This window comes from Sphingomonas arantia (genome assembly GCF_042682045.1).
GTDB classification, from domain to species: domain Bacteria; phylum Pseudomonadota; class Alphaproteobacteria; order Sphingomonadales; family Sphingomonadaceae; genus Sphingomonas_R; species Sphingomonas_R arantia.
The window spans coordinates 90,168-104,509 of record NZ_JBHUGS010000001.1; the positions used below are offsets into that span (position 1 = coordinate 90,168).

The 14,342-nt window shown below is 66.8% G+C and carries 19 protein-coding genes; 6 read left to right on the plus strand and 13 right to left on the minus strand.

The features are described 5' to 3' along the window. The first annotated feature begins 63 nt into the window (after window positions 1-63). From cysN to ACFSGX_RS00460, 3 genes are read left to right on the plus strand one after another with little or no spacing between them, the layout of a single operon-like run. Entirely contained in the window at window positions 64-1,989 is a 1,926-nt protein-coding gene (gene cysN, locus ACFSGX_RS00450; RefSeq protein WP_380926649.1) for a sulfate adenylyltransferase subunit CysN, read from the plus strand. After that, window positions 1,986-2,756: a 3'(2'),5'-bisphosphate nucleotidase CysQ gene (locus tag ACFSGX_RS00455; RefSeq protein WP_380926651.1), complete on the plus strand. Its 771-nt coding sequence runs from the start codon at window positions 1,986-1,988 to the stop codon at window positions 2,754-2,756. Before cysN ends, ACFSGX_RS00455 begins: the two co-directional genes overlap by 4 nt. Further along, complete coding sequence (locus ACFSGX_RS00460) at window positions 2,753-3,394, plus strand: 3'-5' exonuclease (protein WP_380926653.1); 642 nt, start codon at window positions 2,753-2,755, stop codon at window positions 3,392-3,394. Before ACFSGX_RS00455 ends, ACFSGX_RS00460 begins: the two co-directional genes overlap by 4 nt. Here ACFSGX_RS00460 and ACFSGX_RS00465 read toward each other — a convergent pair. From ACFSGX_RS00465 to ACFSGX_RS00480, 4 genes are all read right to left on the minus strand, one after another. Further along, on the minus strand, window positions 3,322-3,924 hold the full coding sequence (locus tag ACFSGX_RS00465; protein WP_380926655.1) for a restriction endonuclease: 603 nt from the start codon (window positions 3,922-3,924) through the stop codon (window positions 3,322-3,324). The genes ACFSGX_RS00460 and ACFSGX_RS00465 overlap by 73 nt on opposite strands. Before the next feature lie 39 nt (window positions 3,925-3,963). After that, window positions 3,964-4,197, minus strand: a complete 234-nt coding sequence (locus tag ACFSGX_RS00470; RefSeq protein ID WP_380926657.1) for a winged helix-turn-helix domain-containing protein — start codon at window positions 4,195-4,197, stop codon at window positions 3,964-3,966. 31 nt (window positions 4,198-4,228) lie between these two features. Then, window positions 4,229-5,350, minus strand: coding sequence for a DNA polymerase III subunit beta (dnaN, locus tag ACFSGX_RS00475; RefSeq protein WP_380926659.1), 1,122 nt, complete (start codon window positions 5,348-5,350; stop codon window positions 4,229-4,231). 122 nt (window positions 5,351-5,472) lie between these two features. Then, entirely contained in the window at window positions 5,473-6,048 is a 576-nt protein-coding gene (locus ACFSGX_RS00480; protein WP_380926661.1) for an outer membrane protein, read from the minus strand. Window positions 6,049-6,220: 172 nt separating this feature from the next. Here ACFSGX_RS00480 and ACFSGX_RS00485 point away from each other — a divergent pair, with 172 nt between their 5' ends. Next, window positions 6,221-6,700: a hypothetical protein gene (locus ACFSGX_RS00485; protein ID WP_157176620.1), complete on the plus strand. Its 480-nt coding sequence runs from the start codon at window positions 6,221-6,223 to the stop codon at window positions 6,698-6,700. Between the two features lie 176 nt (window positions 6,701-6,876). Here ACFSGX_RS00485 and ACFSGX_RS00490 read toward each other — a convergent pair whose 3' ends face one another. The 9 genes from ACFSGX_RS00490 to ACFSGX_RS00530 all read right to left on the minus strand — a co-directional run bounded on the left by ACFSGX_RS00490 (window position 6,877) and on the right by ACFSGX_RS00530 (window position 12,552). Next, complete coding sequence (locus tag ACFSGX_RS00490) at window positions 6,877-7,209, minus strand: DUF1491 family protein (protein WP_380926663.1); 333 nt, start codon at window positions 7,207-7,209, stop codon at window positions 6,877-6,879. Beyond that, window positions 7,206-7,727 (minus strand): PaaI family thioesterase, encoded by a 522-nt coding sequence (locus tag ACFSGX_RS00495; RefSeq protein WP_380926664.1) that lies wholly within the window; start codon window positions 7,725-7,727, stop codon window positions 7,206-7,208. The genes ACFSGX_RS00490 and ACFSGX_RS00495 overlap by 4 nt, the downstream gene beginning before the upstream one ends. Then, window positions 7,675-8,145 (minus strand): PTS sugar transporter subunit IIA, encoded by a 471-nt coding sequence (locus tag ACFSGX_RS00500; RefSeq protein ID WP_157176622.1) that lies wholly within the window; start codon window positions 8,143-8,145, stop codon window positions 7,675-7,677. The genes ACFSGX_RS00495 and ACFSGX_RS00500 overlap by 53 nt, the downstream gene beginning before the upstream one ends. 21 nt (window positions 8,146-8,166) lie before the next feature. Further along, window positions 8,167-8,760, minus strand: coding sequence for a ribosome hibernation-promoting factor, HPF/YfiA family (hpf, locus tag ACFSGX_RS00505; RefSeq protein WP_380926666.1), 594 nt, complete (start codon window positions 8,758-8,760; stop codon window positions 8,167-8,169). Window positions 8,761-8,871: 111 nt separating this feature from the next. Next, a complete protein-coding gene (gene dnaQ, locus ACFSGX_RS00510) occupies window positions 8,872-9,573 on the minus strand; it encodes a DNA polymerase III subunit epsilon (protein ID WP_380926667.1) in 702 nt (233 codons plus the stop codon). Then, the gene (gene coaE / locus ACFSGX_RS00515) at window positions 9,534-10,175 is read right to left on the minus strand and encodes a dephospho-CoA kinase (protein WP_380926669.1); all 642 of its coding nucleotides are present in this window, start codon (window positions 10,173-10,175) and stop codon (window positions 9,534-9,536) included. Before coaE ends, dnaQ begins: the two co-directional genes overlap by 40 nt. Then, window positions 10,172-10,990, minus strand: coding sequence for a shikimate dehydrogenase family protein (locus tag ACFSGX_RS00520; RefSeq protein WP_380928177.1), 819 nt, complete (start codon window positions 10,988-10,990; stop codon window positions 10,172-10,174). Before ACFSGX_RS00520 ends, coaE begins: the two co-directional genes overlap by 4 nt. A 144-nt stretch (window positions 10,991-11,134) precedes the next feature. Beyond that, window positions 11,135-11,728: a Maf family protein gene (locus ACFSGX_RS00525; RefSeq protein WP_380926671.1), complete on the minus strand. Its 594-nt coding sequence runs from the start codon at window positions 11,726-11,728 to the stop codon at window positions 11,135-11,137. After that, a complete protein-coding gene (locus ACFSGX_RS00530) occupies window positions 11,725-12,552 on the minus strand; it encodes a pyruvate, water dikinase regulatory protein (protein WP_380928178.1) in 828 nt (275 codons plus the stop codon). The genes ACFSGX_RS00525 and ACFSGX_RS00530 overlap by 4 nt, the downstream gene beginning before the upstream one ends. A gap of 289 nt (window positions 12,553-12,841) precedes the next feature. On the opposite strand from ACFSGX_RS00530, the gene hemE reads away from it, so the two are divergent. Continuing rightward, complete coding sequence (gene hemE, locus ACFSGX_RS00535; protein ID WP_380926672.1) at window positions 12,842-13,891, plus strand: uroporphyrinogen decarboxylase; 1,050 nt, start codon at window positions 12,842-12,844, stop codon at window positions 13,889-13,891. Next, window positions 13,888-14,337: a CopD family protein gene (locus ACFSGX_RS00540; protein WP_229673873.1), complete on the plus strand. Its 450-nt coding sequence runs from the start codon at window positions 13,888-13,890 to the stop codon at window positions 14,335-14,337. Before hemE ends, ACFSGX_RS00540 begins: the two co-directional genes overlap by 4 nt. Window positions 14,338-14,342: the final 5 nt, after the last annotated feature.

Here is a 14,342-nt window from a genome sequence, read left to right on the forward strand (position 1 = left end):
GCCTCTCCCAACCCTCTCCCCAAAGGGGAGAGGGCTAAAGAACACCGCCCATAAGGCCGCAGCATGACCGACACAGCCTACCGCGCCCCCGATCTCGTCGCGTCGGACATCGACAGCTACCTAGACCAGCACGCGCACAAGTCGCTGCTCCGCTTCATCACCTGCGGCTCGGTCGACGATGGCAAATCGACCCTCATCGGCCGCCTGCTCTACGATTCGAAAATGATCTTCGAGGACCAGCTTGCCGCGCTCGAAGCCGACTCCAAGCGCGTCGGAACCCAGGGCCAGGACATCGATTTCGCACTGCTCGTCGACGGCCTTGCCGCGGAACGCGAACAGGGCATCACGATCGACGTCGCCTACCGCTTCTTCTCGACCGACCGGCGCAAGTTCATCGTCGCCGACACGCCCGGCCACGAACAATATACCCGCAACATGGTCACCGGCGCGTCCACCGCCGACCTCGCCGTCATCCTGGTCGATGCGCGGAAGGGCATCCTGACCCAGACGCGCCGGCACAGCTACCTCGCCCACCTCATCGGCATCCGCAAACTGGTGCTGGCGGTGAACAAGATGGACCTGATCGGCTACGACCGCGTCAAATATGAGGACATCGTCGGCGAATATCGCGAATTCGCCAGCACGATCGGCATCGACGATTTCGTCCCCATCCCGATCTCCGGGTTCAAGGGCGACAACATCGCCAGCCGGTCCGACCACACCCCGTGGTTCACCGGCCCCACGCTGATGGAGCATCTCGAAACCGTCCCGCTCGACGTGACGGCCGATCAGGCGCGCCCGTTCCGCATGCCGGTCCAGTGGGTCGCGCGCCCCGATCTCGACTTCCGCGGCTTCTCCGGCATGATCGCCGCCGGCCGCATCGCGCCCGGCGACCCCGTCCGCATCCTCCCCTCCGGCCGCACCACGACGGTTGCGCGGATCGTGACGCACGGCGGCGACCTGCCGCACGCGGTCGCTGGCCAGTCCGCGATGCTGACGCTCGCGGACGAGGTCGATTGCAGCCGCGGCGACGTCATCGTCCGCGCCGATGCGCCGGCGGAGGTCGCCGACCAGTTCGAGGCCACGATCCTATGGATGGCGGACGAGGAGATGCTCCCCGGCCGCAGCTACTGGCTCAAACTGGCGACGCAAACCGTCTCGGCGCAGCTCCAAGCCCCGAAATACCAGGTCAACGTCAACACGATGGCGCATCTGCCCGCGCGCACGCTCGGCCTGAACGCGATCGGCGTCGCCAACCTGTCGACCGATCGCCCGGTCGTGTTCGAACCCTATGCCGCGCCCGACGGCGCGATCAGCCGCGACCTGGGCGGCTTCATCCTGGTCGACAAGATCACCAACGCCACAGTCGCCGCCGGCCTCATCCACTTCGCACTGCGCCGCGCCGCCAACGTCCATTGGCAGGCGATCGACGTGACGCGCGAGGCGCACGCGGCGCAGAAGAACCAGCGCGCCCGCCTGCTCTGGTTCACCGGGCTGTCCGGCGCCGGCAAGTCCACCATCGCCAACCTTGTGGAGAAGCGCCTGCTGGCACTCGGCCATCACAGCTTCCTGCTCGACGGCGACAATGTCCGCCACGGCCTCAACCGCGATCTCGGCTTCACCGATGCCGACCGGGTCGAGAATATCCGCCGCGTGGGCGAAGTCGCGCGGCTGATGACCGACGCCGGCCTGATCGTGCTGACCGCCTTCATCTCGCCGTTCCGCGCGGAACGTGACATGGTCCGTGCCATGCTCCCGCCCGGCGAATTCATGGAGGTCCATATCGACACCCCGCTCGACGTCGCCGAAAGCCGCGACGTGAAGGGCCTCTATGCCAAAGCCCGCGCCGGACAGCTCGCCAACTTCACCGGCATCGACAGCCCGTATGAGGCGCCGCTGAACCCCGAAATCCGCGTCAACACGATCGACATGACCCCCGAACAGGCCGCCGAGGCGATCGTCGACCATCTCCTGAGCATGCCCGCATGACCGACGCCACCACCCCCGGCACGACCGCCGAACAACTCGACGACGCCGCCCTCGCGCGACGCGTGGCCGAAACCGCCGGCGAGATCCTCATGACGCTTCGCGGGTCGGACCTGTTCCGTGGCAAGGCGCTCGGTGCCGCCGGCGATGCGGTCGCCAACGCCTTCATCATGGCTGCATTGCGCGAGGCCCGCCCCGACGACGCGATCCTGTCGGAGGAGGAAGCTGCCGACCCCGCCCGCCTCGCCAACACCCGCGCCTGGATCGTCGATCCGCTCGACGGCACGCGCGAATATGGCGACGGCCGCGCCGATTGGGCGGTCCACATCGCGCTCGCGGTCGACGGCCACGCCACCGCCGGCGCGGTCGCCCTCCCCGCGCAGGCGCACACCATCTGCACCGCCGGCTGCGTCGCGCCGGGCCAGACCGAAGGCCGCATCCGCATGGTCGTCAGCCGCTCCCGCCCTGCCGCGGAAGCACTCAAGGTCGCCGACGCGCTTGACGCCGAACTGATCCCGATGGGCTCGGCCGGCGCAAAGGCGATGGCCGTCGTCCGCGGCGAGGCCGACATCTACCTCCACAGCGGAGGCCAGTATGAATGGGACAGCTGCGCGCCCGTCGCCGTGGCCCAGGCCGCCGGCCTCCACGTCAGCCGGATCGACGGCAGCCCGCTGGTCTACAACACCGCCGACCCGTGGCTCCCCGACCTGCTCATCTGTCGCGCCGATCTGGCCGAACCGGTGTTCGCGGTGCTACGCGGGCAAGCATGAGCCACAGTTTCGTCGCGATCGACCTCGAGACCGCGAACCGCAACACGCGCAGCATCTGCCAGATCGGCATCGTCGTGTACGAGGACGGGCGCGAAGTCGCGTCGGAGGTCGTGCTGGTCAACCCGCGCGAACCGTTCGAACCGATGAACATCCGCGTCCACGGTATCCGCGACACGCACGTCACCGACGCCGCCTGCTTTCCCGACCTGCACGACTGGCTCCATGCGCATCTCCACGACCGCATCGTCCTGGCACACGGCAATTTCGACCGCGGCGCGCTCCGCAACGCCTGCGAACACCACATCCTCCCCGCCTTCGCCTGCCGCTGGCTCGACAGCGTCACCATCGCCCGCCGCGCCTGGCCCCACCTGAAGGGCGAAGGCGGCGGCCACGGCCTCGCCAACCTGGCCAAGGTCTTCAACCTGACCTTCCGCCACCATGACGCCCTGGAAGACGCCCGCGCCGCCGGCACCCTCACCCTCCGCGCCCTCGAAGAACAAGGCTGGACCCTCGACGACTGCTTCGGCCGCTACACACCGAAGGCTTCAACCCTGAAGGCCGCGGATCAGGCCTCGAAGAAGTCTTCGTCCAGCCGTTTGATCGACACCGTTTCCTCAATTCGACACCCGACGTCGTAGCGGATCAGCAACGCCGCCAGTTGCAAACCGTCGATCAACACGATCCGCTTGCTCAACCCGTCCGCCGTCTGGCGCGCCGCCGTCGTGTAGTAGGACGTCGTGACGAACAGACCCTTGCCGGCCTTCACCTGATCGAGCGCCCCGAAGAAATCGCGGATCGCCCCCGCCCCAACGGCATTGCCATCGCCGTAGCGCTTGGCCTGAACATAAATACGCTCCAGCCCGAGCGCGTCCTGATCGATAACGCCATCGACGCCCTCGTCGCCACTACGCCCCAGCGCACGCCCGGCATCGGTCACGGAGCCGCCATAGCCCATGGCCGTCAGCAGCTTCACCACAAGGCCCTCGAAGAATGCCGGTGAGGCAGATTGAACCCGTGCCAGCAAAACTGCCGACAGATCCGCCTCGATCTGATCGCGCGCCTGACGAATCATCTCGTCCGGTATCAGATTACTGACAACTTCCGGTTCCACCGCCGCAACGGAACTGCTTCGTTCAGGACCTACCAAGAACTCCGGAAACTGCCTCAAATACACGAGGTCGATTCGCGATGGCTCACTCGCCAGCACCTACCGACCTCGGTCGTTGATGCAAAAACAAGCCCGCCGCGTCATGTCGATCAAACCGGCCTTGGCCAGATGACTCTTCGCCCACGACACGCGGTTGCCAAACACGGTCTGCTGCCCGGATGGCACCCGCTGGGCCAGTTGGTCCTGAGACAGTCCGAACTGATCCGGCAGCCGCGCGACGGTCTCGCCGATCCGAACGTCCCCATCCCGCGCGTCGCGCAGGACAGGGAGCATCAACGTCTGAAATCGGGAATGTCGCCGGGCATCAAACCCGCATCGGCATCAGCACATACAGCGCCGACGACGTATCATTCTCGCGGATCAGCGTCGGCGCCGCAGCGTCGGCTAGGTGGACCTCGATCATGTCGCCGTCCACCTGACCCAGGATGTCGAGCAGGTAGCGCGCGTTGAAGCCGATCTCGAAGCCCGACGCGGTATATTCGCCCGGCACTTCCTCGGCCGCGGTCCCATTCTCCGGGCTCGTCACCGACAGCGTGATCTTGTCGCGATCGAGCGCCATCTTGACCGCGCGGGTCTTCTCGCTGGCGATCGTGGCGACGCGGTCGACGCCCTGCATGAAGCTCTTCGGATCGATCTTGAGCAACTTGTCGTTCGCGGTCGGGATGACACGCGAATAGTCCGGGAAGGTCCCGTCGATCAGCTTCGACGTCAGGATCGCATGGTTCAGCCCGAACCGGATCTTGGTCGGCGACAGCGTGATCTCCACATCGCCGTCCACCTCGTCGAGCAGCTTGCGCAGTTCCGCGATGCACTTCCGCGGTACGATCACGTCGGGCATCGCCTCCGCCCCGGCCGGGCGCGGCACGGTCACGCGCGCCAGCCGGTGGCCGTCGGTCGCCGCAGCCTTCAGCACCGGGCCGGTCGTGCTGTCGCCGTCCGTCACGTGCAGGAAGATGCCGTTGAGATAATAGCGCGTCTCTTCGGTCGAGATCGCAAAGCGCGTCTTGTCGATGATCTGCTTCAGTGTATCGGCCGGCAGCGCGAACTTCGTCGGCAGGTCGCCTTCCGCGATCATCGGGAAATCGTCGCGCGGCAGGGTCGACAGGTTGAACCGCGCGCGCCCGGCCACGATCAGCATCTTGCCGTCCGCCGCGGTCAGTTGCACCTGGCTGCCCTCGGGCAGCTTCCGCGCGATATCGAACAGCGTGTGCGCCGACACGGTGGTGGCGCCCGGCTGGTCCACCGCAGCCGCCACGGTCTCGACGACCTGCAGGTCCAGGTCGGTCGCCATCAGCTTCAGCGTACCGTCCGCCGCCGCTTCGATCAGCACGTTGGACAGGATCGGGATGGTGTTGCGACGCTCCACCACGCTTTGCACGTGACTGAGGCTTTTCAGCAGGATGGTCCGCTCGATCGTCGCCTTCATGTCCGCCCCAAATCTCTACCAGCCAACCGGACCCGCGTTATAGCGCGGCGGGACGTCCGGGGAAGGAAAAAGGGCGGAGGTTTCCCCCCGCCCTCGTTCATATCGTCAGGATCGGTCCGCGATCAGAAACGGAAACCGAAACCGGCGACTGCCTGGTTGCGGCTGAAGCCGTCCTCATGATTGGAATAACGATATTCCGCCTTCACATAGCTGTTCGGGCCGACCGCATATTCCGCGCCGACGCCCGCCCGGATACCGTCCAGGTTGGTCTTGCCCAGCGTCGTCTCGCTCGTGCCGTTGTCGCTGGTCAGCTTGAACTGCGCGTTGGTGTAGCCCGCCTTTGCGTACAGCAGCGTGCGGCCACCGACGACGGTGCCGACGCGGGCACCGGCATACAGGTCACGCCCGGCCTTCGCGCAGAAACGCGGCGAAACGGCGGACTGCAGGCCATCGCACTGGCGCACGTCGCTGTCCGCGGCCTCACCCTCAATGCCCACGACCAGACCGTTCATCTGCATGTCGTAACCGGCGGCGACGCCGTACATCACCGCGTCGTCGTTATCGCCGTTCTTGACGTTGTCGTACCCGACGATGCCCTCGACGCGCGCGCCGGTGAACGGTGCGGCGGTCTGTGCCATGGCGGGGGCGGCGACCAGCATGGTGGAACCGAGGATGGCGGCAAAAGCTACGCTACGCATGTCATATACTCCATGTGACACATGCCCTTGTCGGGCGTGGGGGCTCAGTGCATGAAACCGCGTGGCGTTGCATGAACCTCATCTAAACAGCGTTTTTTGTGGCATTTTTGCTACAGGGGCTTGCGGGGAAGCCCGACGATCCAGTGTCGGACGAGTTGTCGGCGTTGTTGCGATGTTGGTCCTTCTCACCGCTTTTGCCATCCCCGCCCCTGCATCGGCGCGCGACACGCTGGGTGTGTTCGACGGCTGGGGCGCGTTCGCCGATCCCCGCCCTCGGCGCTGCTACGCGATTGCGGAACCAGACGCCCGCCGTCGCAGCGCCGCCTGGCGCCCGTTTGCCGCCATCTCCGCCTGGCCGGCCCGCGGAGTCCGTGCGCAGCTCAATATCCGCCTGCGCAAGGCGAAGCGCCGCGGCGCACCGGTCCTGCTGATGGTCGGGAATATGCGGTTCGCGTTGGTTGCCGGCGGCGCGGACGCCTGGGCCCCAAACGCGGCGATCGACGCGCGGATCGTGGCCGCGATGCGCCAATCCGACAGCATGCGCATCGAAACCCGCGCCCGCGACGGCAGTCGCTTGGTCGACACCTACCGCCTGCGCGGTGCCGCCACCGCGATCGACGCCGCAACGCTGGCGTGTGCGCCGTCGGGGTGACACCCAACACCACGTCCGTTCGTGCTGAGTAGAGACCGAGTAGCGCCCCTCGGCGCGTATCGAGGGCGCGTATCGAAGCACGGTATTCGCATGTGGGACCCATCTTTCGATACGGGTCTTCGACTGCGCTCAGCCCCTACTCGGGACAAACGGTTGGGGAGAAAGTCACAAACCCCCTACCCCATCGTCTCCGCCGCAACTGCCGCGGCACCCGGCCCGTCCAGCTCCACCACCCACAGATCCGGATCCCGCTGGCGCCGCCGTGCCACATACTCCGACAACACCCCCGGCGCCGCCAGATCGTCCGGCCCGGTCGCGCCCAGCCCATAACCCGTCGCGCCCAACACCCGCTCGACCAACCCGCTGGGCTGCCCGCGCTCCGCCAGGATGATCAAAATCGCCCCAGCGGTCGCGTCACCTTTCGCCACGACCATCGCGTTACCGCCCTCGGCCTGCATCCGCCGCACCATCGCGGACACCAGCATCGTCGCGGTCAGCCGCGCCGTCATGCGCCAGCCGCCGCCGCATAACCCGGCAAGGTCGCCAACGGGATGCGCGATTTCATGAACGTACCCGTGCCGCGCGCAATCTCCTCGCCATCGGCATCGATCAATCGTGCATCAGCCACGAACACGCGCCGCTTCCCGCTGATCCAGCGCCCCTCGGCGATCACCTCGCCCGCCTTCACCGGCCGCGTCAGCAGCAGGTTGAACTGCGTCGTCAGCAGGAACCGGTCGCTGACCAGCGAATTGGCCGCGTAAAAGGCCGCATCGTCGAGCATCTTGAAATACACCGTGCCGTGCGCCGCGCCGGCCGCATGGTGCACCGCGGGCTCCACCAGGAACCGGATCCGCGCCATCCCGGCCTCAACGATCTCCAGCCGTGACGCGAACATGCCGTTGATCGGCGCGGCGGCATAGAGGGCTTGCAGGGCCCTGAAATGCGCCGCCGCCCCGCTCGACGGCGCGGCCGGGTCAGCCGGCGGGGTCACGGCCGTTGCCGTTGGTGAACAGCGCGTACAACGCATCCTCCGACGCCGCCCCGCGCAGCTTCGCCACGAACGTCCGGTCGCGCAACCGCCGGCTGACCCGCGCCAGCGCCTTCAGATGCTCGACGCCCGCATCGGTGGGCGACAGCAGCATGAACACGATGTCGACCGGCATGTCGTCCACCGCCATGAAGTCGATCGGCGTCGTCAGCCGCGCGAACAGCCCGACGACCTTGGGCAGGCCGTCGATCTTGGCATGCGGGATCGCCACGCCGCCGCCGAACCCGGTCGATCCCAGCCGCTCGCGGTCGGACAACCGGTCCGCAACCAGCCGCGCATCGACATCCAGCAACCGCGCGGCGGTCGCCGCCAGTTGCTGGAACAGCACCTTCTTGTTCGGCACGGCCATGGCGGCCGCAACGGCATCGGGTGCCAGGATATCGACAAGCGAGTCCATCAAGGAAAAACGAACGGCCGGTCAGGCCGTACGCTGCGGCTCCACCCAGCCGATCGTCCCGTCGGGGCGGCGATAGACCATGTTGAACGTGCCGGTGCCGAGGTTCTTGAACAGCAGCGCCCCCGTGTTGCGCAGGTCGAGCATCATCACCGCGTCCGACACCGTCGCGTCGGGCACGTCGACGCGCGTCTCGGCGATGATCAGCGGGTTGTCGTTGACCTCTTCCTCTTCCGGCGCGGTCTGGAACACGGTGTAGCCCGCATTCTCGTCATAGCTCACCGTGTCGTACTCGGCGGCACCGCCCATGCTGGTGGTGGCCTGCTTGTCCTTCAGCCGGCGCATATAGCGGCGCAGCTGCGTCTCGACACGCGCCGCAGCCTGGTCGAAGGCGGGGTGCGCTTCGTTACCCTGGCCGTGCCCCTTCAGGATCACGCCCTGCATCACATGCGCCACGATGTCGCAGGTGAACGAACCATGCGGTCCGTTGCCGAAGGTCGCATGCGCGGAAATCGATCGCGAGAAATATTTGTCCGCGATGGCCTGCATCCGCTCGTTCACATGCGTCCGCAATGCGTCGCCGGTGTCGACCTGATGACCTGAGACTCGGATTTCCATCGTAATGACCTCCTCAAAAGAGCAATTTGCGGCCGGTCACCCGAGGATCGGGCGCCGCGGCCTTAGAACCGGGGCGTTCCGGGGTCAACCGGACTGGCCGGACCCGTGATGTCACCCCTGCGCGTCGACCGTGCTCCACAACGGATCGACCAGTTTCGCAACGAACGCGGCATGCCGTGCCAACTCTTCCGGACTTGCCGAAAACAGCCGCATAGGACGTACCGTCAAAGGTATAACGTCGGTCATCCCAACCGGTGCCGTAGCGTTGCCGGACTCTTCGGGCGGTAGCATCAACCCGATCTGCCGACCGCCCATCAACTCGACATACAGCTGCGCCAGCAGCTGCGCATCGAGCAACGCGCCGTGCTTCACGCGGTGGCTGCGGTCGATGCCGTAGCGCGAACACAGCGCGTCCAGGCTCAGCTTCGCGCCCGGATGCCGCGTCTTGGCGATCGTCAGCGTGTCGACCATTCGCGTCATGCACACCACCGGCTGCCCGCACTGGTCCAGCTCCGCGTTCAGGAACCCGAAGTCGAACGTCGCATTGTGCGCGATCAGCGGCGCGTCGCCGATGAACTCCAGCAGGTCCGGCACCGCCTCGTGGAATCGCGGCTTGTCTGCCAGGAACCGTGCGGACAGGCCGTGGATCGCCTCCGCTTCGGCCGGCATGTCGCGGTCCGGGTTGAACCAGGCGTGGAACGTCCGCCCCGTCTCGCACCGGTTGAGCAGTTCGACGCAGCCGATCTCGACCAGCCGGTCGCCACCCCGTGGGTTCAGTCCTGTGGTTTCGGTATCGAAGACGATTTCGCGCATGTCCGGCAGTATCGGACTCCATGGTCGCGGAGGCAAGCGACCAGCGCGACGACCGCCGCGCGCGTCTCGTCCAGCGCGACTCCGGTATCGATCAGGAAATCGGCACGCGCGCGCTTCTCCGCATCGGGCAGCTGCAACGCCAGAATCCGGTCGAACCGTTCGGCGGTCATGCCGGGCCGCGCCAGGACGCGCACGCGCTGCACTGGGGCAGGGGCCGACACCACCACCACCGCATCGACCGCGTCCGCGCCACCCTTCTCGAACAGCAGCGGAATATCGAGCAGCACGATGTCCGCCCGCATGTGCCTCGCCAGAAACGCGCGCCGCGCCGCCGCCACCGCCGGATGGACGATTCCCTCCAGCCGCGCCAGCGCCGCCGGTTGCCCCAGCACCGCCTGGCCCAGACGTTGCCGATCGACGCCGCCCGCACCGGTCGTGCCCGGAAACGCGACCTCGATCACCGGGACCAGCGCGCCGCCGGCGGCCTGCAACCGGTGGACCTCCGCATCGGCATCGAACACCGGCACGCCGGCGTCCGCGAACATGCCCGCCACCGCGGACTTGCCCATGCCGATCGACCCGGTGAGGCCGAGCACGATCATGCGGTCAGCAACCCACGCAGTTCTGCGTCACGCTCGCGCGGGGCATGCGCCTCGAAAAAGATCTCGAACGCCAGCGCCGCCTGGCCGATCAGCATCGTCAGCCCGTCGATCGTCGCCAGCCCACGCGCCCGCGCCGCGGCGAGCAGCGCGGTTTCGAGCGGTGCATAGACGATGTCGTACACGATCGCAGTGGAGGGCAGGGGGCTCAGGTCCAGCACCAGCGGCGGTTGCCCCTCGAGCCCAAGCGAACTGGCATTGACCAGCAGGTCCACCGCCGGCAGCGCGGCGTCGAGCCCCACCACGTCGCCCTGCAACCCGAACTGGTCGAGCAACGCACGCCCCTTGTCCGGCGTCCGGTTGAGCAACGTCACGCGCCCCACATCACGGCTCGCCAGCGCCAGCAGCACCGCACGCGCCGCGCCGCCGGCCCCCACGACCGCCACCGCCTTACCCTCCAGCGGCACATCGTCCAGCGGCTCCAGGAACCCGCCCGCATCGGTATTGGTCCCGACCAACCCGCCGTCGCCGTCGCCGAACACGGTGTTCAGCGCCCCCAGCGTCTTCTGCAGCCCCGCCTTGTCGCTGACGATCTCGAACAGCGCCTGCTTGTGCGGCAACGTCACGTTGCTGCCCATCCAGTCGGGATCGTCACGCCGCAACCGGAAATGCGCCGCCAGCCCCGCAGCGGTGACATGCGTCGCGCGATAATCCCCCTCGATCCCCAGCGCCGCCAGCCAGAACCGATGGATGATCGGCGATTTGCTGTGCGCGATCGGATCGCCGATCACTTCGGCATAGGGAATTCCGGGCATGATCTTCTCTCTTTCTAGCCCCTCTCCTTCAGGGGAGGGGTTGGGGTGGGGGCAACAGCACCTCGATCCCCACCTTGCAATATTGAAACCGTCAGCCCCACCCCAACCCCTCCCCGGAAGGGGAGGGGCTTAGAAAAAATCCTGCTATCATTTTGTGATCAAACCCAGCACCCGCAACTGATCCAGCAGCGCCAGCAACGGCAACCCCAACACTGTGAAATGATCGCCATCGACCCGCGAAAACAGCTGCACCCCGGGGCCCTCCAGCCGATAGCAGCCGACGCACCCCGAAACCGCCGGCCACTCCACACCCAGATAGTCTTCCAAAAACGCATCCGAAAAATCGCGCATCGTCAGCGTCGCGACCCCGACATGACGCCACGTCGGCACACCCCCCGTCGCCAGCACCGCCGCACTGGTCAGCCGATGCCGCCGTCCGCGTAAGCGCCGCAGTTGCTCCGCCGCATCCGCCCGGTCGCGCGGCTGATCGAACAACTGCCCATCATCGCGCGCCAAAGTCTGGTCGCAGCCAAGCACCAAAGCATCCGGATAACGCCGCGAAATCTTCACCGCCTTCAACTCAGCCAGCGCATCGGCCAGCCGGCGCGCGTCCGCACCCTCCGCCACCAGCGCCGCCTTCGCCGCCTCCTCGTCGATCCCGGCCGCGACCGCTTCGTGCGCGACACCCGCCGCGGTCAGCATCGCGCGCCGCGCCGCCGACTTCGACGCGAGAACGATCATGCCAGCACGCTCGTCTCGCCGCGCCGTTCGTTCACCAGGTTGATGATCGCCGCCGCGGTCTCCTCGATCGACCGGCGCGTCACGTCGATCACCGGCCAGCCATTGTCCGCGAACATCCGCCGCGCATAGGACAGCTCGGCCGCCACCGCTTCCTGATCGACATAGTCGGTCTCCGGCGCCTGGTTCAGCGACAGCAGCCGGTTGCGCCGGATCGCGATCAGCCGATCCGGACTGGTCGTCAGCCCGACGACCAGCGGATGCTGCAACCGGTGGATGTGCGCGGGCGGCGGCGACACCGGCACGATCGGAATGTTCGCCGTCTTGTAGCCGCGATTGGCGAGATAGATCGACGTCGGCGTCTTCGACGTGCGCGACACGCCGGCCAGCAGGATGTCGGCCTCCTCCCAATTCTCCGCCGCGATCCCGTCGTCATGCGCGATCGTCCACTGGATCGCATCGACCCGCGCGAAATAGGCCGCGTCCAGATTATGCTGCCGCCCCGGCCGCGCGCTCGCGATCTGCCCCAGCAGCCGCGACAGCGCGTCGGTCACCGGATCGAGCGCCGCCACCGCCGGGATCCCCGCCGCCCGGCACCGCGCCTCCAGCTTCCGCCGCACATCCGAATTGGCGAGCGTGAACACGATCAGCCCGGGGTTCTTGCCGATCTCCACCATCACGCGGTCGAGATGCCCTTCGGACCGCACCATCGGCCAGAAATGCTTGATCGCCTCCACCCCGTCGAACTGCGCGAGGCCCGCCTTCACGACATTTTCCAGCGTCTCGCCCGTGGAATCCGACAGCAGATGGACGTGCAAGCGCATGATGGGGGGGATCCTGTGGAAAACCGTGGGGGTTGCGGTAGGCCAGGGGCGGGGATGCTTTCAAGCGGCGCGTTCATCCCCGCTGGCCCGCCTTGTTCTCCCCGCTTATCCACAGGCGACGCACCGATCGACTCTGCCTGTGGATAACGGGGGTGGAAAAAACGACTCGCCGACGACTCGCGAGTCGGTTTCCGAGGCCACTGTTGGCAATTCGGGGTGGGGCGAATAAACCCCGCTTCGCCTGCCCCCTACTACCAACCCAGACTCTCTTAAGACTCTTAAAGGATATTAGATGGACTCCGCGTTCGTGGCCGTTCCGACCGTCGACCGGCCGCTCTACGCGGTGTTGAAAGGGCAGCGCCAAGCCGTGCCGCCCGTCTGGCTGATGCGTCAGGCCGGGCGTTACCTCCCCGAATATCGCGCGCTCCGGGCCGATCGCGGCGGATTCCTCGAACTGGTCCACGACAGCGCGGCGGCGGCCGACGTCACGCTGCAACCGATCCGGCGGTTCGGATTCGACGGCGCGATCCTGTTTTCCGACATCCTCGTCATCCCGCACGCACTCGGCCAGGATCTGGTGTTCGAGGTCGGCGAGGGCCCGCGACTCTCGCCCCCGCTCGTCGATCATGCGCTGGAGGCGCTGGCACGTGTCCCGGAGCGGCTCGACCCGGTCTATCGCACCGTTGCCCTCGTCGCGGCCGCACTGCCGCCCCAGACCACCTTCCTGGGCTTTGCCGGCAGTCCCTGGACCGTCGCGACCTACATGGTGGCGGGGCAGGGGTCGAAGGACCAGGCACCCGCCCGCCGCATGGCTTACGGCGACCCGCAGGCATTCGGCGCGATCGTCGACGCCATCGTCACCGCCACGATCGACTATCTGATCGGCCAGATCGACGCGGGCGTCCACGCAGTGCAGCTGTTCGACAGCTGGGCGGGGAGTCTCTCACCCGCGCAATTCGAACGCTGGGTTATCGCCCCCACCGTGCGGATCGTCGACGCGGTCCGCGCCGCGCGGCCGGACGTGCCGATTATCGGCTTTCCGAAGGGGGCAGGGGGCAAACTTCCCGCCTATGCCCGCGAAACGCGGGTCGATGCGCTCGGGCTGGACGAGACCGTCGATCCGCTTTGGGCGGACCGTGAACTGCCTGCCGGCCTACCGGTGCAGGGCAATCTCGACCCGTTGGCGTTGATTGCGGGCGGCGAACCGCTTGCGCAGGCCGTGGACCATATCCTATCTGCGTTTCCGGAACGGCCGCATATCTTCAACCTTGGCCACGGCATCCTCCCCGACACGCCGATCGCGCATGTCGAACGGTTGCTGGAACAGGTGCGACGCCGATGACATTTGGGACGGCCTTTGCGATGACCTATCTCTGGATCAAGGCCGCCCACCTGATCTTCGTGATCTTCTGGATCGCGGGGCTTTTCATGTTGCCGCGCTACTATATCTACCACCAGGAATCGGCCCCCGGCTCGGACGAGGAACGCCGCTGGATCGACCGCGAACGCAAGCTCCGCTCGATCATCCTCACCCCCGCGATGATCGCGGTCTGGGTGTTCGGGCTCATCCTCGCCTACACGATCGGCGCCTGGACGATGGGCTGGTTCCACCTCAAATTCCTGCTCGTCATCGGCCTGACCGGCTATCACGGCTACATGGTCGCCTACGGCAAGCGCCTCGCCCGCGGCGAACGCCCCGTCACCGGCAAGGCGCTTCGCCTCATGAACGAGGTCCCCGGCATCGCCACCGCGATCATCGTGGTCCTGGTGATCGTAAAGCCGTTCTGAGGTTC

Excerpts from the sequence above, each read along its gene's own strand:
- cysN (WP_380926649.1), top strand. The coding sequence starts at position 64 with ATGACCGACACAGCCTACCGCGCCCCCGATCTCGTCGCGTCGGACATC.
- ACFSGX_RS00455 (WP_380926651.1), top strand. The coding sequence starts at position 1,986 with ATGACCGACGCCACCACCCCCGGCACGACCGCCGAACAACTCGACGAC.
- ACFSGX_RS00460 (WP_380926653.1), top strand. The coding sequence starts at position 2,753 with ATGAGCCACAGTTTCGTCGCGATCGACCTCGAGACCGCGAACCGCAAC.
- ACFSGX_RS00470 (WP_380926657.1), bottom strand. The coding sequence starts at position 4,197 with ATGCTCCCTGTCCTGCGCGACGCGCGGGATGGGGACGTTCGGATCGGC.
- dnaN (WP_380926659.1), bottom strand. The coding sequence starts at position 5,350 with ATGAAGGCGACGATCGAGCGGACCATCCTGCTGAAAAGCCTCAGTCAC.
- ACFSGX_RS00480 (WP_380926661.1), bottom strand. The coding sequence starts at position 6,048 with ATGCGTAGCGTAGCTTTTGCCGCCATCCTCGGTTCCACCATGCTGGTC.
- ACFSGX_RS00485 (WP_157176620.1), top strand. The coding sequence starts at position 6,221 with ATGTTGGTCCTTCTCACCGCTTTTGCCATCCCCGCCCCTGCATCGGCG.
- ACFSGX_RS00490 (WP_380926663.1), bottom strand. The coding sequence starts at position 7,209 with ATGACGGCGCGGCTGACCGCGACGATGCTGGTGTCCGCGATGGTGCGG.
- ACFSGX_RS00495 (WP_380926664.1), bottom strand. The coding sequence starts at position 7,727 with ATGCGTTGTACGCGCTGTTCACCAACGGCAACGGCCGTGACCCCGCCG.
- ACFSGX_RS00500 (WP_157176622.1), bottom strand. The coding sequence starts at position 8,145 with ATGGACTCGCTTGTCGATATCCTGGCACCCGATGCCGTTGCGGCCGCC.
- hpf (WP_380926666.1), bottom strand. The coding sequence starts at position 8,760 with ATGGAAATCCGAGTCTCAGGTCATCAGGTCGACACCGGCGACGCATTG.
- dnaQ (WP_380926667.1), bottom strand. The coding sequence starts at position 9,573 with ATGCGCGAAATCGTCTTCGATACCGAAACCACAGGACTGAACCCACGG.
- coaE (WP_380926669.1), bottom strand. The coding sequence starts at position 10,175 with ATGATCGTGCTCGGCCTCACCGGGTCGATCGGCATGGGCAAGTCCGCG.
- ACFSGX_RS00525 (WP_380926671.1), bottom strand. The coding sequence starts at position 11,728 with ATGATCGTTCTCGCGTCGAAGTCGGCGGCGCGGCGCGCGATGCTGACC.
- hemE (WP_380926672.1), top strand. The coding sequence starts at position 12,842 with ATGGACTCCGCGTTCGTGGCCGTTCCGACCGTCGACCGGCCGCTCTAC.
- ACFSGX_RS00540 (WP_229673873.1), top strand. The coding sequence starts at position 13,888 with ATGACATTTGGGACGGCCTTTGCGATGACCTATCTCTGGATCAAGGCC.